This window comes from Afipia sp. GW823-FHT06G09, from assembly GCF_058794875.1.
The window spans coordinates 172,191-192,190 of record NZ_JBXAHF010000001.1; the positions used below are offsets into that span (position 1 = coordinate 172,191).

General features: G+C 60.3%; 18 protein-coding genes. 10 read left to right on the forward strand and 8 right to left on the reverse strand.

The window, feature by feature from the left end; all coding sequences use genetic code 11:
* Nucleotides 1-111 precede the first annotated feature (111 nt).
* Complete coding sequence (locus AC1Q67_RS00830) at nt 112-540, reverse strand: PaaI family thioesterase (protein WP_492235550.1); 429 nt, start codon at nt 538-540, stop codon at nt 112-114.
* A 112-nt stretch (nt 541-652) separates the two neighbouring features.
* On the opposite strand from AC1Q67_RS00830, the gene AC1Q67_RS00835 reads away from it, so the two are divergent.
* The 3 genes from AC1Q67_RS00835 (at nt 653) to AC1Q67_RS00845 (ending at nt 3,646) form a co-directional block, all read left to right on the forward strand.
* A complete protein-coding gene (locus AC1Q67_RS00835; protein ID WP_492235549.1) occupies nt 653-1,477 on the forward strand; it encodes an enoyl-CoA hydratase in 825 nt (274 codons plus the stop codon).
* A 145-nt stretch (nt 1,478-1,622) separates the two neighbouring features.
* Entirely contained in the window at nt 1,623-2,207 is a 585-nt protein-coding gene (locus tag AC1Q67_RS00840) for a CoA-binding protein (RefSeq protein ID WP_024575250.1), read from the forward strand.
* Between the two features lie 158 nt (nt 2,208-2,365).
* Nucleotides 2,366-3,646 carry an O-acetylhomoserine aminocarboxypropyltransferase gene (locus AC1Q67_RS00845; protein WP_024575249.1) on the forward strand — a complete coding sequence of 427 codons (1,281 nt, stop codon included), beginning with the start codon at nt 2,366-2,368 and terminating at the stop codon, nt 3,644-3,646.
* Nucleotides 3,647-3,734: 88 nt separating this feature from the next.
* On the opposite strand, the gene AC1Q67_RS00850 is transcribed toward AC1Q67_RS00845, so the two are convergent.
* Nucleotides 3,735-4,553: an FTR1 family iron permease gene (locus AC1Q67_RS00850; RefSeq protein WP_492235548.1), complete on the reverse strand. Its 819-nt coding sequence runs from the start codon at nt 4,551-4,553 to the stop codon at nt 3,735-3,737.
* Nucleotides 4,554-4,722: 169 nt separating this feature from the next.
* Complete coding sequence (locus AC1Q67_RS00855) at nt 4,723-5,784, reverse strand: COX15/CtaA family protein (RefSeq protein ID WP_492235547.1); 1,062 nt, start codon at nt 5,782-5,784, stop codon at nt 4,723-4,725.
* A gap of 143 nt (nt 5,785-5,927) precedes the next feature.
* Between AC1Q67_RS00855 and AC1Q67_RS00860 the strand changes: the two genes are divergently transcribed.
* Nucleotides 5,928-6,140: a DUF2842 domain-containing protein gene (locus AC1Q67_RS00860; RefSeq protein WP_006020805.1), complete on the forward strand. Its 213-nt coding sequence runs from the start codon at nt 5,928-5,930 to the stop codon at nt 6,138-6,140.
* Here AC1Q67_RS00860 and AC1Q67_RS00865 read toward each other — a convergent pair.
* Complete coding sequence (locus tag AC1Q67_RS00865) at nt 6,131-7,177, reverse strand: polysaccharide deacetylase family protein (RefSeq protein WP_492235546.1); 1,047 nt, start codon at nt 7,175-7,177, stop codon at nt 6,131-6,133. The two genes, AC1Q67_RS00860 and AC1Q67_RS00865, sit on opposite strands and share 10 nt — an antisense overlap.
* A 144-nt stretch (nt 7,178-7,321) precedes the next feature.
* On the opposite strand from AC1Q67_RS00865, the gene AC1Q67_RS00870 reads away from it, so the two are divergent.
* Nucleotides 7,322-8,518 carry a GNAT family N-acetyltransferase gene (locus tag AC1Q67_RS00870; protein ID WP_492235545.1) on the forward strand — a complete coding sequence of 399 codons (1,197 nt, stop codon included), beginning with the start codon at nt 7,322-7,324 and terminating at the stop codon, nt 8,516-8,518.
* Nucleotides 8,519-8,539: 21 nt separating this feature from the next.
* Here AC1Q67_RS00870 and AC1Q67_RS00875 read toward each other — a convergent pair whose 3' ends face one another.
* Nucleotides 8,540-10,684, reverse strand: a complete 2,145-nt coding sequence (locus tag AC1Q67_RS00875; protein WP_492235544.1) for a GumC family protein — start codon at nt 10,682-10,684, stop codon at nt 8,540-8,542.
* A 199-nt stretch (nt 10,685-10,883) separates the two neighbouring features.
* On the opposite strand from AC1Q67_RS00875, the gene AC1Q67_RS00880 reads away from it, so the two are divergent.
* The 5 genes from AC1Q67_RS00880 (at nt 10,884) to AC1Q67_RS00900 (ending at nt 16,525) form a co-directional block, all read left to right on the forward strand.
* Nucleotides 10,884-11,534, forward strand: a complete 651-nt coding sequence (locus AC1Q67_RS00880; protein ID WP_492235543.1) for a polysaccharide biosynthesis/export family protein — start codon at nt 10,884-10,886, stop codon at nt 11,532-11,534.
* Nucleotides 11,535-11,536: 2 nt separating this feature from the next.
* Nucleotides 11,537-12,670, forward strand: a complete 1,134-nt coding sequence (locus AC1Q67_RS00885) for a glycosyltransferase family 4 protein (protein ID WP_492235542.1) — start codon at nt 11,537-11,539, stop codon at nt 12,668-12,670.
* A 116-nt stretch (nt 12,671-12,786) separates the two neighbouring features.
* Nucleotides 12,787-14,343, forward strand: coding sequence for an undecaprenyl-phosphate glucose phosphotransferase (locus AC1Q67_RS00890; RefSeq protein WP_024575240.1), 1,557 nt, complete (start codon nt 12,787-12,789; stop codon nt 14,341-14,343).
* Between the two features lie 95 nt (nt 14,344-14,438).
* Nucleotides 14,439-15,686, forward strand: a complete 1,248-nt coding sequence (locus tag AC1Q67_RS00895; RefSeq protein ID WP_492235541.1) for an O-antigen ligase family protein — start codon at nt 14,439-14,441, stop codon at nt 15,684-15,686.
* A 131-nt stretch (nt 15,687-15,817) separates the two neighbouring features.
* Complete coding sequence (locus AC1Q67_RS00900; protein WP_492235540.1) at nt 15,818-16,525, forward strand: DUF1236 domain-containing protein; 708 nt, start codon at nt 15,818-15,820, stop codon at nt 16,523-16,525.
* Nucleotides 16,526-16,598: 73 nt separating this feature from the next.
* Here the strand turns inward: AC1Q67_RS00900 and AC1Q67_RS00905 are convergent, their stop codons facing one another.
* From AC1Q67_RS00905 to AC1Q67_RS00915, 3 genes are all read right to left on the reverse strand, one after another.
* Nucleotides 16,599-17,354, reverse strand: coding sequence for a hypothetical protein (locus tag AC1Q67_RS00905; protein WP_492235539.1), 756 nt, complete (start codon nt 17,352-17,354; stop codon nt 16,599-16,601).
* 186 nt (nt 17,355-17,540) lie between these two features.
* A complete protein-coding gene (locus AC1Q67_RS00910; protein WP_492235538.1) occupies nt 17,541-18,725 on the reverse strand; it encodes an acetyl-CoA C-acyltransferase in 1,185 nt (394 codons plus the stop codon).
* A gap of 130 nt (nt 18,726-18,855) precedes the next feature.
* Entirely contained in the window at nt 18,856-19,986 is a 1,131-nt protein-coding gene (locus AC1Q67_RS00915; protein WP_492235537.1) for an acyl-CoA dehydrogenase family protein, read from the reverse strand.
* Nucleotides 19,987-20,000 lie beyond the last annotated feature (14 nt).

The window sequence follows — 20,000 nt, forward strand, 5'->3', positions numbered from 1 at the left end:
ACTGGGCGAGGTTCTAGATAACCCGCCCTCAACCGTCAATGCTATTTGAGCAGAAATAACTCAGTAAAAACAGCGCATTATAAATATGGTGCTATATTACCCTTAAAATCACTAAACATTCGGAATGGAATATGTTGAGGTGACGTGGGCGATCGGATCGGGCGAAGTGCCTGATAACAGGCTGACTTCTCCGACAGCGAGGCGCTTGCCGAGTTTCATCAGCTTGGCGGCAGCCAGCACATCCTGGCCGGGCTGGCCCTTGCGCAGAAAATTGATGTTGAGGCTGGTCGTCACGGCCAATCCGACAGGGCCGATGGCGGAGAGCAGCACCACGTACATGGCAAAGTCCGCCAGGGCCATCAGCGTCGGGCCGGAGACCGTCCCACCGGGGCGCAGCATCCGCTCGCTGTACGGCTGCCGCAGCAGGCACGTCGCACCGTCGGCGCTCTCGATCAGGATTTCACCGCTGGCAAAGGCCTGCGGAAACTCCCTGTGGAGAAACGCTTCGAGTTCTGCCACCGTCATTTTCGCCTTGCTCATGGAACGTATGTCCTGCCCTGCTCTCGTATGTGACGGTTTTGTATCTTAGGGTGAGCACGATAGCGAGCCTGACGGACCCCAAAAGCGAACCTGGAATCTGAGCCTAAAGACTATGACCGCGCAAACATCACGTGCTCCATTGCAGGCCTCCTCGCCGCTCCTGCGCGAGAACGTCGGCAGCATCGCAGTGCTCACGCTGGATTCGCCCAAAACGCGCAACGCGTTGTCGGAAGCGATGATCGCCGCGCTTCACGAAGCCATCGTTTCCATTCGCGAGGAAAAAAGTGTCCGCGCGGTCGTCATTGCTGCGCAAGGACCAGCCTATTCGTCGGGCCACGACCTCAAGGAACTCACCGCTCGCCGCAGCGACGCCGACAAAGGCAGAGCCTATTTTTCGCACATGATGAAATCCTGCAGCGAAATGATGCAGGCTATCGTTCGCCTGCCCAAGCCTGTGGTCGCGGCCGTACAGGGTGTTGCAACCGCAGCGGGCTGCCAACTGGTCGCGACCTGCGATCTGGCGGTCGCATCCGAACAGGCAACGTTCGGCACGCCGGGCATCGACATCGGGCTCTTCTGCTCGACGCCGATGGTTGCGCTATCACGTAACGTGCCGCGCAAACACGCCATGCATATGCTGCTGACAGGAGAGCACGTCTCCGCACAGCGTGCGTATGAGCTTGGGCTGGTGAACAGCGTAGTTCCGGCGGGAACGGAGCGCGATGCCGCGATCGACCTCGCGAAGAAGATCGCGCTGAAGTCGGCGTACACGCTGAAGGTGGGCAAGGAAGCGTTCTACCGGCAAGCCGAAATGAGCCTCGCGGACGCCTACACCTATGCGGCCCAGGTGATGGCCGAGAACATGATGGCGCGCGACGCGCAGGAAGGCATCGGCGCCTTCATCGAAAAGCGCGATCCTAAGTGGGAAGACCGCTGATCCATATTGCTCGTCATTGCGAGCCAACGGGTCCGGCTTCGCCGGCCCGATGATAAACTCCGCAAAGCAACCCACCTTTGCGATCGAGAGATGGATTGCTCCGTCGCTCCGCTCCTCGCAATGACGAAAACAGATGGAAGTTAAAGTGAACCACGACGCCTACGACGACAACTACATCCGAGCCATTCTCACGAATACGAAATCCATCGCCATGGTCGGCGCATCGCCGGTCAATGTGCGCCCCAGCTATTTCGCGTTCAAATATCTCGTCGAGCGCGGCTACGACATGATCCCGATCAATCCGGGTCAGGTTGGCAAGAGTCTCGTGGGAAAGCCCTTCGTGGGATCGCTGAAGGACATCGGCCGTCCTGTCGACATGGTCGATATCTTCCGCAATTCGGAGGCCGCCGCGGCGGTCGTCGACGATGCGCTGGCGCTGCCGGTGCCGCCAAAAGTGATCTGGATGCAACTCGGCGTTCGTAACGATGCCGCAGCAGCCAAGGCGGAAGCCGCCGGCGTAAAGGTAGTGATGAACCGCTGCCCGAAAATCGAATACGCGCGGCTGACGTCGGAAATTCAGTGGGTGGGCGTCAACTCGCGCACCATCAGTTCCAAGCGCGCGCCGATTCCAACCAGCAACATGCGACTGTCATTAAATCGCAGCAGCGTAACCGGCGGTGCAACCGCGGCGGCTGACCGCGCCGCCAAGGACAAGAACGACCTGCCCTGAATCCGGCGCACCGCAGAACGATCGTTTCAGCGGGGCTGCGAAAACCGTCAGGTTCATTGCCAGTTAAGGCCGATTGTCGCGAACGGCTTGACGCCGCGCGCATCCGCCCGCAGCATAATCTTCTCCAGGCCCATTCGCGGCGCTCAGAAGGACACCCTATGACGGAAAGATTGCCGGGCTTCTCCACGCTCTCCATTCACGCTGGCGCGCAGCCGGACCCCACCACGGGCGCCCGCGCGACGCCGATCTACCAGACCACATCGTTCGTGTTCAACGACGCGGATCACGCCGCCTCGCTGTTCGGGTTGCAGGCGTTCGGCAACATCTATACCCGCATCGGCAATCCGACCAACGCAGTGCTCGAGGAGCGCGTCGCTGCGCTCGAAGGCGGCACGGCTGCGCTGGCAGTCGCATCGGGTCATGCGGCGCAATTGGTGACGTTTCACGCGTTGCTGCAGCCCGGCGATGAATTCATCGCCGCGCGGCGCCTCTACGGCGGCTCGATCAATCAGTTCAATCACTCGTTCAAGAACTTTGGCTGGAACGTTGTCTGGGCTGACACCGACGATGTCTCGACCTTCGAGAAAGCGCTTTCACCAAAAACCAAGGCGATCTTCATCGAGTCGATTGCCAATCCCGGCGGCACAGTGACGGACATCGAGGCCATCGCCGCCATCGCGCGCAAGGCCGGCGTACCGCTCATTGTCGACAACACGCTGGCGTCGCCCTACCTGATCAAGCCGATCGATCACGGCGCAGACATCGTCCTGCATTCGGCGACAAAATTTCTTGGCGGCCACGGCAACTCCATCGGCGGCATCATCGTCGACGCAGGCACGTTCGACTGGTCGCGCGATGGCCGTTATCCTGTGCTGAGCGAGCCCCGCCCGGAGTATCACGGCATCAAGCTACAGGAGACCTTCGGCAACTTCGCGTTTGCGATTGCCGCACGCGTGATCGGCCTGCGCGATCTGGGCCCGGCCCTGTCGCCGTTCAACGCTTTCCTGCTCCTGACCGGAATCGAAACGCTCGGCCTGCGCGTCCAGCGGCATTCCGACAATGCGAAGGCTGTCGCCGAATGGCTATCCGCACATCCTGCCGTCGCCTGGGTGAGCTACGCAGGCCTTCCCGGCGACCGCTATCATAACCTCGCGCGGAAATATTCGCCGAAGGGTGCGGGCGCGGTGTTCACCTTCGGCCTGAAGGGCGGATATGACGCGGGCATCAACCTCGTGTCGAACGTCAAGTTGTTCTCGCATCTGGCCAACGTCGGCGACACACGGTCCCTGATTATCCACCCGGCCTCGACCACGCACAGCCAGCTCAGCGATGCACAAAAGGCGCAGGCCGGTGCAGGCGTCGATGTGGTGCGGCTGTCGGTCGGCCTCGAGGACAAGGAAGACCTGATTGCCGATCTCGATCAGGCGCTGAAGGCCTGATCCTTTCACTGACAATCGGAAAACAAAAACGCGGCGCCGGGCATGGCGTCGCGTTTTTCAATCGCAGAGAGCAAAATCGTTAAAAAAATCAGGTCTTCGCAGCTTCAATTGTCCTGGCTTTATCTTCGCGAGCCAGCCGGGCGTTGCGCTGAACAATCGAGAATGTTGCCAGTGCAAAGAGAATGACAAGAAGCTGCGCCGAAACCGCTTCAAGCGTTGCATTCAGCCCGAGTGACTGGAGCCAGCCAAAGCTCTTCAATTCGGTGACAGGCAGCAGGGTCTGCTCCTGGAATTCCTGAATCGCTTCGCCGATAAACTTGATGCCCATCGCGAACAGGAATGCCGACGTAATGATGAACAGCGGGCGCAGCGGGATTTTCCGCGCAATCAGATTGATGAAGTAGAACAAAACAATGAGACCGGCCGTCGCGGCGGCGAGACCGGCGAACAGCCCCAGGCTCCAGCCGCCCTCAGTGACGGCGAGCGCATTGATGAAAAGCACGGTTTCGGCGCCTTCACGGAACACCGCGAAAAACGCAAGCGCGCCAACTGCCCAAGCCGTCTCTTGCGCAAGCGCACTATCCGCTTTGTGGGCAAGATAATCCTGCCAGCCGCGCGGGTCCTGCTTCACCATCAGCCAGCCGCTGACGTAGAGCATCAGCGCGGCAGCAAAGAGGATCACGACCGCTTCGAAAATATCGTTATGCTGACCGGAATTGAGAACTGCGAACAGCCATGCCGAGATGATGCTGCACCCCACCGCCATCAGCGCGCCGCCATAGAGCGCCGTGACGCGGTGGCCGCCGCCGACCTTGCGAAGATAACCCGCGAGTGCTGCGATCACGAGCATGGCCTCGAGGCCCTCACGCAACAGAACGACGGCTGCCTGGACGAATGCGTTGGACATGGAGGGCCTTGTAACAAAATCCGCGTTTTGAGGATTTCGTTCTATCGCGGTGCAGATCGAAGTTAAAGCGGGTCTGGGCCGCACCAAATCGTGACCCAGGTCCGGAATTGAAGAAATCCCTGAGACTCAGCGCCTTCCGGAATTTTCGCCACTTTAGAATAGTTCGATTTCACCCACCCTCGCCGACCACGAGACGCAGTTTGGCGGGCGTTCGGTCCGGCAGCGCCCGGCCCAGGCGCTCGACGTGAAACAGCGTCATCGTGAGAATGACGATCGCGACAGCCTGATGAGCCAAACCGAGATCGATCGGCACCTGATTAAGCAGTGTCAGGATGCCGATGGCCACCTGAACAAGCATCGCCGCCACGATCCAGAGTGCGCCGGACACGATAGCGGGACTTGTCCGGGAGCGGACCGCGTCGATCGCATGAACGGCGGCCACGACCACAAGTGTATAAGCGATCATGCGATGGCTAAACTGAACGGTCAGCGTGTTGTCGAAGAAATTTCGCCACCATGGCTGTTCGAAAAACAGCCGCGCGGATGACGGAATGAATGCGCCATCGATCAGCGGCCAGGTGTTGAACACCCGGCCGGCCCGAAGGCCCGCGACCAGCGCACCGAAATAGAGTTGGAGAAACACCAGCACCAGCAGAATTCTGCCCACGACCTTCACGCGCAGCGGGGCAACCGATGGTACGCCGCCTTGAATATGACGCTGCAGCAGCCAGACGACTGCCGAGAAAATGAAAAGCGCCAGCATGAAGTGAGTGGCGAGCCTGTACTGCGAAACGGAGACCCGTTCAGTGAGGCCCGAACTCACCATCCACCATCCGACCGCGCCCTGCAGGCCGCCAAGCACAAAGATGATCCACAGTCTGCGCTGAAGCCCGGGTGACAGAAAACCGCGCCACAGGAACCAGAGGAACGGCAGCAGAAATACCGCCCCGATCAGCCGTCCCAGCAGACGATGTCCCCATTCCCACCAAAAGATGGTCTTGAATTCGGACAGGCTCATACCGCGATTCATTTCGCGATACTGCGGAATGGTCTTGTAGGCTTCGAACTGCCGGCTCCATTCGGCGTCCGTCAGCGGCGGAATGGTACCGGTGACCGGCTTCCACTCGACAATGGAGAGACCGGATTCTGTCAACCGCGTCGCGCCGCCGACCATCAGCGTGCAGACAACAAGGGCGGCCACAACAATGAGCCACGCGCGGACGCCGCGCATACCAGCGGTCCCTGCCTGTCGAACGATTGGGATGGGAGCGGTCATGATCCGAAATGCAGCCTTGAATGAATTCGCGCCGTCCTTATAGTCGCAGCACTTTTCCACGCAAGACGCGTGTTTGCAGCCACCAGCACAATTATGTCATGACGATTCGCACGCGAAAACTGATCGGAACTTTCGGCCTTTTGGGGCTCGTGGTTGTGTGGTCGCTGGCCGGCATGGCGATCGCCCAAACCCCTTGGCTTGCGGCATCGAAGCTTGCTCAGGCGATCTTCTACGTGGTGGCCGGTCTCGGCTGGGTGCTGCCCGCCATGCCACTTATCGCATGGATGTCGCGGCCGGATCCTCAGCCGTAGTTCACCGCAGGTTCCTGCACGCGCACCTTCGCCTTCCGTAGGGTGATCCCCGACAGAACTACGCGGAGCGCGCGCAGCGAATTCCGTCGCCCATCCCACGCAATCCGCGGCAACGCCATCAGCTCCGATTGACCGTCGGATCTGACAACGCCGGGCCCGGTGGACACCGCGCTGATAAATCCCGCTTCGCGCGCCAGCATCATCTCCCGGGGCCCGAAACATCCCTGTCCACCGAACGGATACGCAAAATGACGGCATGGGCCGCCCAGCGCAGTTTCCAGCACCGTTCGGCCCATGGACATTTCCCTCAAGGCGCTCGTGCCCTTTGTGCGCGCGAGGTTCGGATAATTGACCGTCGAACTTCCAATCGTCGCCTGCGGATCGCGCGCCAGTTTGGCGAGGTCTTGCCAGTTCATAGCAATGTCACGCGAGATAGCGTTAATATCAACGCCGTAACGACCGCACAGATCGCCGATCGCTATCGCAACATCGTCCGGTGAAAGCGTCATCATCCACCCGTGCAACGCATCGTAAAGCTGATCCTTCTCCGAAAGCCGGGCGGCGAAGAAATGCCTTTCGGCACGGTTCATCACAAGGCCGATCCGGGCGTTGCGCGCAATGACCTGCTCAAGCGCGAGCCACCACGCTTTGCCGATACCGTCGACAAAGCCCGTCGGAACATAGAGGGTAAACGGCACCCGATGACGCGACAACACCGGATAGGCGTAAGTCATGAAGTCGCGATGCGCGCCATCGAAGGTCAGGCAGACAAAGCGCTGCGCAAGGGCTGGCTGTTGCGCACGCTCGGCGACCTCGCCGATGGACAGAAAATCAAAGCCCCACCGCTTCAGGGCAGCAATCGCCTTGTCGAGAAATTCGGGCGTGATCTCATACGGTCGCAGCGGCTGGAACGGATCGCCGCGCCGGGGCCGGACATGCTCGAATTTGAGGATGGCCCCGGAGCCGCCGGTTCGCCTCTCGAGGATACGCGCCAAGCCGGAGAAATAGCCGAGTTCAAGCCCCACATCCGCCAGCATGTTCCTCCGAAACCGCACCTGGGCCCCCCTCTTGCGCGCGCCATCGCCAGCCGCGCCTGTATTCTCATTACTCTTTGTTGACATTTCTTTGAATAAGGTCGGCCAAGCCGCAATCTCAAAATGCCAAGGAATTCAGGTCCTCAGATGGCCATGGCTGCAGCACTTCTCGGCTCCGACACAAATTCGCAGACGCATCCGGCTTCAAACCGGATCGCGCGCGTCGATATTGTTCGCAGTATGCCGGAGTCCGAGGCACGCTGGCGGGCATTCGAAGGTCCCGAGTATCTTTCTACCCCCTATCAGCGCTTCGAGCTGCTCGACGCATGGCAGCAAACCATCGGAAAGCATGAGGGCGCAACGCCCCTTATCGTTATCGCCAGCGGTGCGGACAATCGGCCGCTGCTGTTGCTACCGCTCGTGGTTAGCCGAGAGAACGGCGCGAAGATCGCGCGCTTCATGGGCGGCAAGCACCCAACATTCAATATGGCGCTATGGCGCCGCGATTTCATCGAGACCATGACCCGCGCAGAAGTGGACGCGCTGGTCTCCGCGATCCGCGGCCAAACGGATGACATCGACGTCCTGGCTTTCGCGCAACAACCGCAGCGCTGGCAAAACATCGTCAATCCGCTGGCGCAGCTTGCCGGACAGCCTTCGACCAACCCCTGCCCCATGATGACAATGACGCCCGGCTGCAAACCGGAGGATCGCGTCAGTACGTCGACGCGGCGGCGCTTGCGCAACAAGGAGCGCAAGCTCCAGAGTCTTCCGGGCTATCGTTATTTCGTTGCGGCGACAGACGCCGATATCAACCGGCTGCTCGATGCATTCTTCATCATCAAGCCGCAGCGCATGGCGCTTTCGAAATTGCCTGATATCTTCTCCGATGAAGCGACCAAAGCCTTTGTTCGCAGCGCCTGTCTGGCAAAACTGCCAAACGGCGACCGCGCCATTGAGCTTCACGCACTCGAATGCGACAGCGAGCTGATTTCGGTGTTCTCCTGTGTCGCCGATGGCGAGCGGTTTTCCACCATGTTCAACACCTACACGATTTCGGACAACGCGCGTTACAGCCCTGGCCTGATCCTGCTGCGCTACATGATCGATCACTTCGGCGATCGCGGCTATCGGTCGGTGGATTTCGGCGTGGGATCGGACGAGTACAAGCTGACCTTCTGCAAGGAAGACGAGCCGCTTGTTGATGCGTTCATTCCCCTGACCGCGCGGGGCAAGTTCGCGGCGCTGGGCATGTCGTCACTGACTCACGCCAAGCGGCTGGTCAAACACAACCCGGCACTGATGCACATGGCGCGATTGCTGCGCAACGCGATCTCCCGCTAGTCGGAAATCTCCGCGAGCGGCTCAGGCTGCCGCAACCCGTTCACCGGGCACAACGAGGTCGATGACCTTCAGCGGCGCGGCGAGAATGGTCACCCCGGCAAACCCTGATTCAAGCAGTTGGCTCTTCATCATCTCGCGCGCGCTCGTGGTGATCGCCGGGTCGGGAATGATAACCGCATGCGCCTGCGCAGCGATGACGTTCGCGGGCAGATCCGAAGCAGTGCCGGCATCGAGCACCACATAATCATAGGCACGCGACAGCGCATCGATTGCGAGATTGATCCGGGGCAATTGCAGAAGCTGCCGCTGCGCGGCATCGCGCCCTGCCCCGACGATGTGGACCGGGGACAGGCGATCCTTGGTGATGATGTCGCTGAATGAAGCCGACCCCTGCATCAATTCAGTCAATCCTGGCGACGCCGGATCGGTCGACACAGCTGCGAGCGTCGGCGACGCCATCGCAAGATCGACAAGAACAACCTTGGAATTACGCGACAGCAATCGGGAGAGCGTGAGCGCGACCAGCGTTACACTTTCGTCCTGATGGGCCCCGATAACGGTAATTTTCCGAGCCGAGCCGCCGCGCAGCATGGCTGCAAGCCGCTCGATTTCCACGATACCGGCGGGCATTTGCTGGGGCGTATCGCGTGGGGCGACGATTGGAGCACGCACCGCAATGCCGGGGCGTGGCGCAGTCATACGAAGCAACTCACCCGTCGCGATGTAACCTCCGCTCAGCATCAGCGTCGCCAGGGTTGCGATCAGCACCGTGGGAAGCTTCTTCGGGAATGCCGGTGTGTTCGATACGATTGCCCGGGAAATGATCCTGCCGTCAGCCGGGGCTGTATCGATGTTCTCGCGGGTCGTCGCTTCGCGATATTTGGCGAGATAGGATTCCAGCAGGTCACGCTGCGCCTTGGCTTCGCGCTCCAACGCACGCAACTGGACATCCTGACCGTTGGTAGATGACGCCTGGCGCTTTAATTGATCGAGGCTGCCATTGAGCCCGTCAGCCCGAGCGCTTGCGATACGGGCATCGTTCTCGAGCGAACGGGATATCTTGCTCGCCTCTTCGCGAATTTGTCGATCGATATCCAGGATCTGCGCCTTCAATTCCTTGATACGTGGGTGACCACCGAGCAGCGTGGAGGATTGCTCGGCAAGCTGTGCCCGAAGTGTCACGCGCTGTTCGGACAGGCGGCGAACCAGCTCGGAATTGAGAACTTCCGATGCTTCGATCGGCTTGCCGCTCTGAAGCATCTCGCGGATCAATCGCGACTTCGATTCCGCGTCGGATTTCAGCGCCCGCGCATTGTTGAGCTGTGTGTTCAGTTCGCCGAGCTGCTGGTTGGACAGCGTGGTATTGTTAGTGCCCACAAAAAGGTTTGACTTCGAGCGGAACTCCTCGACCCGAGCTTCGGCGTCCGCAACCTTCTTGCGCAGGCTCTCGATCTCGACAAGTAGCCATTGCGAGGCCGATTTTGCCTGATTTTGCCGCGCGGCCTGCTGAAGCACCAAATAGCCATCGGCAATGGAGTTGGTGACGCGCGCCGCCAGTTCGGGATCCTGCGACTGAAATTCGATCACCATCACGCGCGACTTGTCGACGGCATAGGCGGTCAGCCGTTCATAGTAAGCCTCAAGAACCCGCTCCTCCGGGGTCATCTTGAAGGGATCACGAACGATGCCGAACAGGGCCAGCAGCGTTCGCAACGGCGATACGCCGCGCAGAACCGGGTCAAACTCGGGAAGCTCCGAGAGCCTGTTCGCCTTGATGACCTCTCGGGCCAGTTCGCGCGACAACAGTAACTGGACCTGACTTGTCACCGCTTCCGCATCGAGGCTGCCCCGCTCCTCGGCGCGGTCACCGGTCGGACGCAGGAAGACGTTCTCCCGCCCGTCGATCAGGATACGGGCTTCGGATTTGTACCGGGGCGTGATGATATTGACGACGAGAAGCGAGAGCACGAACGCAAGCGCAGTCGGCCCGATGACCCACATCCGCTTGCGAACCAGCGTATTCCAGATGGCCCGAAGATCGACGTCGCCAAGCTCCGGGGATGAGGCAGGCGCAACTGGTACGGGCGTTGCAGTTGCCGGAGCGGCAGCAGCCTTGGCCCGGAACGGCACCTTGTCCATCCAGTCACGCCAGAACGAAAAACGCATCGAACACTCTCCACCCGGACGCTACGGCACTGTCGCGAATCCAGATCATTTACGCAGCTGATTACACTCCATTAAGGTTGCTGCCGGGTTAATCGAGGGACGTGCTCACCCTGCCCGGCAGTGGCCCAAACGGGCTCAGGTCACATTTTATTAACCATGAAAGTTCTTAATCAGACTCGATACTTATTTGGATTCTCCCATGCAGCGCAGCCGCGCGCGTCTTTTCTGCTTCATTCTCGCGCTCGTGATGTCGGGCTGCATGAAAACGGCTGCGCCGGTGGCGATCATCGATAACGGCAGCCTCGACGCAATGGCCTATGGTCCGGTTCAGCCCATACGTGCGATGAGCGTCGCGACAACCCAGGTCGATTCCGCCGGCGGCGCTCACGATGAGCCCTACCGGCTTAATTCCGGCGACCGGCTGCGCATTGTTGTCTACGGCCAGGAAGGTCTCACCAACACCTACACGGTCGACGCGAGCGGCTCGATCACCATGCCGCTGATCGGCGCAGTTCGCGCGCGCGGCCTGACGCCAACAGGGCTGGCTGCGGCGGTCACGGCCCGGCTCAAGAACGGCTACCTTCGCGAGCCCTATGTCGCCGCGGAGGTCGAAACATACCGGCCCTTCTTCATCCTCGGAGAAGTCACCGCTCCCGGCCAATATCCCTACGTGCCCAACATGACCGTGGAGAGCGCCGTCGCAATTGCTGGCGGCTTCACCCCTCGCGCGCAGCGCAGCAGCATCAAATTAACCCGAATGGGCGAAGCTGGCACCGTTCAGGCTGTCGTACCGCCTGGTACGCTTCTGAAACCCGGGGACACCGTCGTGGTCGCCGAACGCTGGTTCTGACGATGCCCGAGACCCCGACCTCTCCGCTGCGAATTCTGCACGCTGTTCGCGCGCCGGTCGGCGGGATTTTCCGTCATATCCTCGACCTTGCTGTGGGACAGTCCGAACGTGGACATGAGGTCGGCATTCTCGCCGACAGCCTGACCGGCGGGGAGCGCGCAGAAGCCGCGCTCAAGGAGATCGCCCCGAAACTCAAACTCGGGATTTATCGCCTTGCCATCCGCCGGGAGCCGCACCCCATCGACAGCGTGACCGCCCTGCATTTCCTGCGCCTCGCGCGGTCCCTCAAGCCCGACGTGCTGCATGGACATGGCGCAAAGGCCGGTGCGTTCGTTCGCCTGAAAGGCAAGTCGAAGAAGTCGATCAGGGTCTACACCCCGCATGGGGGATCCCTGCACTACCCACCCGGCACGCTAAAGGGCGGCGCTTATGCGCGGATGGAACGCGCCCTCATGAACCGCACCGACTTGTTCCTGTTTGAAAGCGCTTTTGCACGCGACACCTATCTGCGCGTCGTCGGCAAGCCCGGCGGGCTGGTCCGCTGCGTTTTCAACGGCGTCACTGCGTCCGAGTTCGATCCAGTGCCCGTGGCCGAAGATGCGACCGATATTGTTTATGTCGGCGAGTTTCGGGAGATCAAAGGCGCGGATCTGCTGATCCAGGCCGTGGCGCGGCTGCGGGCCGATGGCAAGCCTGTGACGCTGACGCTTGCAGGGGACGGCGAGGAAACCGAAGCCCTGAAGGCACTCGTCAGCCGCCTGAACATCGGTGATGCCGTACGGTTTATCGGCCATGTCAGGGCGAGATTTGGTTTCTCGAAGGGCAAGCTGCTGGTGGTCCCTTCCCGCGGCGACTCGATGCCATACGTTGTTATCGAAGCCGCTGCCGCCGGTATCCCGATGGTCGCAGCCAGCGTCGGCGGCATCCCCGAAATCCTCGGGCCACACACGAGCGGACTTTTTGTCGCAAACAGCATCGGTGCGATGGCGGACGCGATCGAAATGGCACTCGCCGACATGGACGCGACCCGTGAGCGCGCCCGGAACCTGCGCGAACGCATCTTCGTTCACTTCTCCCAGAAGGCGATGGTCGACGGCGTCATCAGCGGCTATCGCGACGCGTTCAACGAACGTTAACCTACCTTTATCGACGATAACCAATTCTTCCGATTTGTTGTCTAGGCATGAGGCCGGGAACCTTGGTTCTCCTTGGCCTGTCGCCACATGACGGTACAATAACGGAAATTTCAGCCGTGGAACCGATCGACGTCCGAACGATGATGAATGCCGCCGCGGCGGGAACAGCCACCATGAGCGCGGCCGAAGGCGCGCCTCGGCTGGAGCGCCGCAAACGCCTTTCTCCGGCGGCTCTTGCCGTTGCCAATGAGAAAGTCCGCCGGGCTTACTCCACAGTTGTGATCAGCGGCATTGTGCGGATCGTGGATTTCCTGCTACTGACCGCAGTCGGGCTTGCATTGTATCTCTGGTATGTGCTGCCGGGCACCAGCGGTTTCTCCTTTCAGTACGCCGCGGCTATCGTCGGGGTAGCGGCCTGCGCAGTCATCAGTTTTCAGGCCGCTGAAATATACGATGTGCAGATATTCCGGGGGCAACTCCGGCAGATGACGCGCATGGCGTCGTCATGGGCTTTCGTCTTCCTGCTGTTCATCGGTGCATCGTTCTTCGCCAAGCTGGGAGATACGATCTCCCGCGTCTGGCTTTCAGCCTTTTTCTTCGTCGGACTGGGTGCGCTGTTTGCGGACCGGATCATTCTGCGCTCGATGGTCCGCCGCTGGGCGCGTGAAGGCCGCCTCGACCGCCGGACGATCATCGTCGGCTCCGACCAGAACGGTGAAAACCTGATCCGCGCGCTCAACGCGCAGGACGACTCCGATATTCAGATCCTCGGCGTGTTCGATGATCGCAACGACTCTCGCGCGCTCGACACCTGTGCCGGCCAGCCGAAACTTGGAAAGATCGACGACATCGTTGAATTCGCCCGCCGCACCCGGATCGATCTGGTGCTGTTTGCGCTGCCGATCTCTGCAGAGACGCGCATTCTCGACATGCTGAAAAAGCTCTGGGTGCTTCCCGTTGATATCCGCTTGTCGGCGCACACCAACAAGCTGCGCTTCCGCCCGCGCTCCTATTCGTACCTCGGCAAAGTCCCAACCCTTGATGTATTCGAGCAGCCGATTACGGATTGGGACATGGTGCTGAAGTCGGCATTCGACCGCATCGTCGGCGCGATCATCCTCGTCCTGCTTGCACCGGTGATGGCACTCGTTGCGCTCGCCATCAAGCTCGACAGCCCCGGCCCCGTGCTGTTCCTGCAGAAGCGCTATGGCTTCAACAACGAGCGGATCGACGTCTTCAAGTTCCGGTCGCTGTTTCACGACCAGGCCGACCCGCTGGCCTCGAAAGTTGTGACCAAGGGAGACAAGCGGGTTACCCGCGTCGGCCGTTTCATCCGCAAGACGAGCCTCGACGAACTGCCGCAACTCTTCAATGTCGTCTTCAAGGGCAACCTCTCGCTGGTCGGCCCCCGTCCCCATGCCGTGCAAGGCAAGCTGCAAAGCCGCCTGTTCGACGAAGCTGTCGACGGATACTTCGCCCGCCATCGCGTCAAGCCCGGCATCACGGGATGGGCGCAGATCAACGGCTGGCGCGGCGAGGTCGATACCGACGAGAAAATCCAGAAGCGCGTCGAGTTTGACCTGTATTACATCGAGAACTGGTCGGTCCTGTTCGATCTGTACATCCTCTTCAAGACACCGTTCGCTCTGATCAAGGGCGAGAACGCCTACTGAGCATGACGCCGAGGATTGCCACGCGGCTTTCGGACGACATCATGCTCGAACCACTGAGCTGACGCGCAGAACGCGCGAGAGGATTCCGGTTCGCAATGGCTTCACTCGCAGCCGCAGACTACGCCCTTCCCGCGACTGCGACGCCGCCCGGCATCGCGGCGATCCAACGAGCGTTGATGTGGGCAGTCGGCGCTGGCGGGGCGATCGTCTTCATTGAGCCGAGCCCCTATGAACTGATGACGCTGGCGTCGGTGGTCTTCTTTTTTGCGACCGGCCTACGCATGCGACCGGTGTTCATTCCGCTGCTGATCCTGCTCTTCCTGCTGAACCTCGGCTACACCATCTGCTCGATATACCTGTTGGACAAATCCGAGATCCTGAACTGGATTTTGACCTCATGGTACATGGCGATCACGTGTCTGTTTTTTGCGATGGTTCTGGCGGAAGACACCGCCATCCGACTTGAGTATCTTCGGAGAGGTCTGATCTTCGGAGCGCTGATTGCGTCCCTGGCAGGCATCGTTGGCTACTTCAATCTCGCGGGTTACGACCTTTTTACGCTTTACAGCCGCGCGCGCGGGACGTTCAAGGATCCGAACGTGCTCGGCGCTTACCTGATCCTGCCGGCCTTGTTTCTGCTGCAGAGCGTCGTGACCCAGACTTTCTGGAAGTCGTTCCGCAGCGCGATTGCGCTCGGGATCGTGAGCCTTGCAGTCCTGCTTGCGTTCTCCCGCGCATCTTGGGGGCAATTGATAGGCTGCTCGGCCCTCATGCTGATGCTGATGTACGTGACGACGCCGTCACAGGCGCAGCGCACACGCATCGTCACCGTGGCGATTGCGGCTGTAGCCTGCTCCGCGTTGCTCCTGGTCGCGCTGCTCTCAATCGATTCCATCGGCGATCTTTTCAAGGAGCGGGCGAGCCTGAACCAGACTTACGACAGCGGGCGGTTCGGACGCTTCGGGCGGCATGCGCTCGGCTTCCAGATGGCCCTTGAACTCCCGTGGGGGATTGGCCCGCTTCAGTTCACCAAGTTCTTCCCCGAAGACACGCACAACTCATTCCTGAACGCCTTCATGTCCGGCGGCTGGATCGCCGGGGTTTGCTTCCCGGCGCTTGTGTTCATCACCGTTATTATGGGATTCAAGCTGATCTTCGTGCGCGTACCTTGGCAGCGGATGTATCTGGCGGTTTTTTCCGCGTTTTTTGGCACGGTCTGCGAGGCCTTCATCATCGATGTCGACCACTGGCGGCATTTCTGGATGATGCTGGGCGCGATGTGGGCGATGTTTACAGCAGCGCATGCCTACGGCTACCGCGCCCCATCACACGATATTTCGTAATCCGAAAAAATTCCGCACTCATCCCGGAGCGATGTTCCGGATGAACCGCTGTTCACGCAACATACTATTTTTATAAGGAACAGAGCCGATGGCTTCTCGTTGAGGATTGGGCAGACAACGAGGAGGATACCATGAAGACGAAGCTTTTGATGACCGTCGCGACGGCCGCCCTGATCGGCAGCGCCGGACTGGTCTCAGCGCAGACGCCTGGCAATGCGCCGAACGCGCCTGCTGCATCCCAGCCTGCACCCTCAGCCGGCGCACCTGCTGAAAAGGCTGCACCGTCCGGTGAGATGAAGGGCGGTCAGGCTCAGGTGCCGCGGGAAGGCGGAAATGCCCAGCGTGCTCAGGACAACACCCGAGACGGCATGAAGTCGAAGGGCGCGGAAACGGCTCCCGATACAAAGAGCGGCAAGGCTGCGTCCGAAACGAATATGGACAGGTCGAAAGACGGCATGAAGGCCGACCGGAAAAACGCCGCTGAGAAGGACGGCATGAAGGGCGATCAGAAGAATGCCGCCGAAAGGGATGGCATGAAGGGCGATCAGAAGACCGGGGCAACAACCGGTCAGGCTGGCGCCAGCGCAAAGCTTACAACCGAGCAGCGCACGACGATCCGCACCTCGATCACCAAGCAGAACATCAAGCCTGTGACGAACGTTAACTTCTCGATCTCCGTCGGGACGCGAGTTCCGCGAACGGTAACCTTCCACCCGCTTCCGGCGGAAGTCATCACGATCTATCCCCACTGGCGTGGATATGAGTTCTTCCTCGTCAATGGCGAGATCGTGGTCGTGAACCCGCGCACGCTCGAAATCGTCGCCGTGCTCGAAGCATAAGCTGAGCACCTTCAAAACGATCAGAGGCCGGTCCGATCGACCGGCCTCTTTCTGCTTGCAGATTGAGAAGGATTTAGCGGAGCCGCCCTCGCGCCACGTCATATGTCCAGGAGCGGCGGCCGCTGCTGAAGACCACCCGCCTGAACTGCAGAGCCCTGGCCTGCTCCGGAATCTTCGCCGTCTCGACCAGTTGCATGGCCATCTGCCGCGTCATCTGCGGCGACACAAACCGGACCGTACTGTTGCCGCGGCCGGACGCCTCCACCTTCATTCCATCGTCCCGCATCCGCTGTCCCATTTCATGGGCATAGAGTTCACGGTTGGCGACGGCAGCGATCTGAACCGACGGTTGAAGAATTCCGTACTGGATCATGCGCATGGCATTGGCCATCTCAAGCGCCTGCGCATTCGCGGGGTCAGCGGCTGCGGCCATCTGGAGGCGCAACTCCATGCTACGAAATGCGGACAGAGATACCGGCGCCTTGCTCCTGCCTCGCCTCGAACTTTCATAACTTGCTTTCAGCGCCATCGCTTCGCCGAGTAACGCATCAAGAGCAGCCTTGTTGTCGGCGGCTTTCTGCTCGGCTAGAGACAGCGGGACCGGTGCCGGAGCGGGTGTCGCCTCTGCCGGCTGGGCAGGCGCAACGGTAACAGGCTCCGATTGCGCCGGAATCGTTCCCGTCGCCTGTGCCGCCGCATCCGTGGGCTTGTCAGCTTGCGTATTTTGCGTGCTCGGCGTTGTCGCCTGCGTCGTTTGACCCAGAACAAGCCCGCTGGAAAGCATGGTGAGAGAGATCAGCGATAAAGCAATGCTCTTGCGTCGCAACACGTCCGCACCCAATCGGTTGGGATCGATGCCAAATATTGATCGACGCTCTAAAACGCATCAAGGGGAGTTTTGTTCGGGCCAAGGATAAATGTTTTCCGGGCCAATCCTCATAAAAGAGGCCCGGCGACCTATCGGGCGCCGGGCCAGTTTAAGACGCAAGTCAGGGAGACCAACGCCGTAGTGTGTTCAGTGCAGGATTTCGAAAAGTCCCGCCGCGCCCATGCCCCCACCGATGCACATGGTCACGACGCCGTACTTGGCCTTGCGGCGACGGCCTTCAATCAGAACGTGTCCGGCCAGGCGCGCGCCGGTCATCCCGTAAGGGTGCCCCATGGCGATCGAGCCGCCGTTGACGTTGAGCTTTTCCGGATCGATTCCCAGCTTGTCCCGGCAATAGATGACCTGGACGGCGTAGGCCTCGTTCAATTCCCAGAGATCGATGTCATCGATCTTGAGACCATGACGCTTCAGCAGGCGGGGAATCGCTACCACAGGGCCGACACCCATCTCGTCCGGCTCGACGCCCGCAGCGACAAAACCACGAAAGATGCCGAGCGGCTTGAGGCCCTTCCTGGCAGCGACCTTGTCACTCATGATGACGCTGGCCGAGGCGCCGTCAGACAACTGGCTGGCGTTGCCGGCGCTGATGGTCTTGCCCTCGAATACCGGCTTGATGCTGGCGATGCCTTCGGCGGTCGAATCTGGACGCGGGCCTTCGTCCTTAGTCAGGGTGATATCCTTGAACGAGACCTGCTTGGTCTCCTTGTCCACCACAGCCATCTTGGTGGTGATCGGAACGATCTCGTCGTTGAAGCGCCCGCCCTGAATGGCTGCGCCGGTGCGGCGCTGGGATTCAAGGCCGTACTCGTCCTGCTTGTCGCGCGGAATGTTGTAACGCGCAGCGACCACCTCGGCGGTCTCCAGCATTGACATGTACATGTCCGGCTTCATCGCCATCAGCTCATCGTCGACAGCATGAAACTTGTTCATATGCTCGTTCTGAACGAGGCTGATCGATTCAATGCCGCCGCCGATGGCAATCTCGACGCCGTCCAGCATGACCGAGCGCGCGGCGACAGCAATCGCCTGCAAACCCGACGCGCACTGGCGGTCGATGGTCGTACCGGCGACCGTGATCGGAAGTCCGGCGCGGATCGCGCCCTTGCGCGCAACGTTCATGACCATGGTGCCCTGCTGCATCGCGCAGCCCATCACCACGTCCTCGACCTCGCCCGGCTCGATCCCGGCGCGTTTCACCGCCTCAGCCATGACGTGGCCCGCCATCGTGGGACCTTCGGTGTTGTTAAGCGCGCCGCGATAGGCTTTGCCGATGCCGGTGCGAGCGGTGGAAACGATAACTGCATCTACCATCCGATGATCTCCAGGATGTGAGCCAACTGTCAGCAGGCTCTAGGTGAAGCTCTTTTGTATTATATCGATCATATAACAAAAAGTGCCCCTGGCTCTGGCAATGCTGCCATGCAAGAAGGTCGATCGAAGATCAGGCGGCGCGGGCGTAACGCAACAGATGATAAGTCGGGTCGCCGAACTGGATGTTGATCGATGCGATGCGCTTGAAATAGTGACCGACATTGAGTTCGTCGCTCATGCCCATGCCGCCATGAAGCTGGATCGCCTGCTCGCCGACAAAACGGGCCGCCTCGCCGATCTTCGACTTTGCGCCCGACGCAAGCTTCGATCCTTGCGGATCACGGTCAGCCACGCTCAGGTTCAGGTGCTGGGTAAGCGACGTCGCCTCCTCGAGCGCGATGAACATATCGACCATCCGGTGCTGCAACACTTGGAAGGTCCCAAGCGTCACGCCGAACTGTTTACGGGTCTTGCTGTATTCCAGCGTGGCCGCGTTCAGTTCAGCCATCGCCCCGGTTGCCTCGGCGCACTGGGCAGCAATGGCGCGATCTCTGCACGCTTCGAGCGCTGACACGCCCTTGCCTTCAACCCCGAGCAGACGGTTTGCCGGCACGCTGACATCCTTCAGCGTGATCTCCGCCGCGCGCCGCCCATCGATCGTCTTGAAGCTTTGCAGATGAAGTCCAGCCGACTGACGGTCAACGACGAACAGGCTGACACCGGCGTTGTCGCGCGGCCCGCCGAGCGTACGCGCCGACACGATCAGTTTGTCGGCCCATGGCGCTCCCATCACCGCGGCTTTCGCACCGTTCAGGATGTAGTTGTCGCCACTGCGCTTGGCAGTTGTTGCTACATTATTGAGGTCATACCGCGACCGGCCCTCGGTCCATGCCAGCGCCCAGACAGCTTCACCCGCCATGATCGGTGGCAGAAATTCTTCACGTTGTGCGTCGGTGCCGACATCCTCGATCAGACCACCCGCCAGCACGACGGTCTCGAAGAAGGGCTCCACCACGAGATGGCGGCCGAATTCCTGCATCACGATCATCGTCGCCAGCGGTCCGCCGCCAAGCCCGCCAGAGGACTCGGCAAAGGGGGCGGCCAGCAGGCCAAGCTCCGCGAAAGCGCTCCAGTGCTCCTTGCTCCACCCTTCTTCCGTCGCGACGATTTTACGACGCGTATCGAAATCGTACTGGTCGCGTAGCAGTTTCTGAATGCTGCTACGCAGGAGTTCCTGTTCTTCCGTAAACTGAATATCCACCGGATGCCTCGTGC

Excerpts from the sequence above, each read along its gene's own strand:
- AC1Q67_RS00850 (WP_492235548.1), bottom strand. The coding sequence starts at position 4,553 with ATGTCCAACGCATTCGTCCAGGCAGCCGTCGTTCTGTTGCGTGAGGGC.
- AC1Q67_RS00900 (WP_492235540.1), top strand. The coding sequence starts at position 15,818 with ATGAAGACGAAGCTTTTGATGACCGTCGCGACGGCCGCCCTGATCGGC.
- AC1Q67_RS00835 (WP_492235549.1), top strand. The coding sequence starts at position 653 with ATGACCGCGCAAACATCACGTGCTCCATTGCAGGCCTCCTCGCCGCTC.
- AC1Q67_RS00910 (WP_492235538.1), bottom strand. The coding sequence starts at position 18,725 with ATGGTAGATGCAGTTATCGTTTCCACCGCTCGCACCGGCATCGGCAAA.
- AC1Q67_RS00880 (WP_492235543.1), top strand. The coding sequence starts at position 10,884 with ATGCAGCGCAGCCGCGCGCGTCTTTTCTGCTTCATTCTCGCGCTCGTG.
- AC1Q67_RS00895 (WP_492235541.1), top strand. The coding sequence starts at position 14,439 with ATGGCTTCACTCGCAGCCGCAGACTACGCCCTTCCCGCGACTGCGACG.
- AC1Q67_RS00830 (WP_492235550.1), bottom strand. The coding sequence starts at position 540 with ATGAGCAAGGCGAAAATGACGGTGGCAGAACTCGAAGCGTTTCTCCAC.
- AC1Q67_RS00865 (WP_492235546.1), bottom strand. The coding sequence starts at position 7,177 with ATGCTGGCGGATGTGGGGCTTGAACTCGGCTATTTCTCCGGCTTGGCG.
- AC1Q67_RS00860 (WP_006020805.1), top strand. The coding sequence starts at position 5,928 with ATGACGATTCGCACGCGAAAACTGATCGGAACTTTCGGCCTTTTGGGG.
- AC1Q67_RS00875 (WP_492235544.1), bottom strand. The coding sequence starts at position 10,684 with ATGCGTTTTTCGTTCTGGCGTGACTGGATGGACAAGGTGCCGTTCCGG.
- AC1Q67_RS00870 (WP_492235545.1), top strand. The coding sequence starts at position 7,322 with ATGGCCATGGCTGCAGCACTTCTCGGCTCCGACACAAATTCGCAGACG.
- AC1Q67_RS00855 (WP_492235547.1), bottom strand. The coding sequence starts at position 5,784 with ATGCGCGGCGTCCGCGCGTGGCTCATTGTTGTGGCCGCCCTTGTTGTC.
- AC1Q67_RS00885 (WP_492235542.1), top strand. The coding sequence starts at position 11,537 with ATGCCCGAGACCCCGACCTCTCCGCTGCGAATTCTGCACGCTGTTCGC.
- AC1Q67_RS00845 (WP_024575249.1), top strand. The coding sequence starts at position 2,366 with ATGACGGAAAGATTGCCGGGCTTCTCCACGCTCTCCATTCACGCTGGC.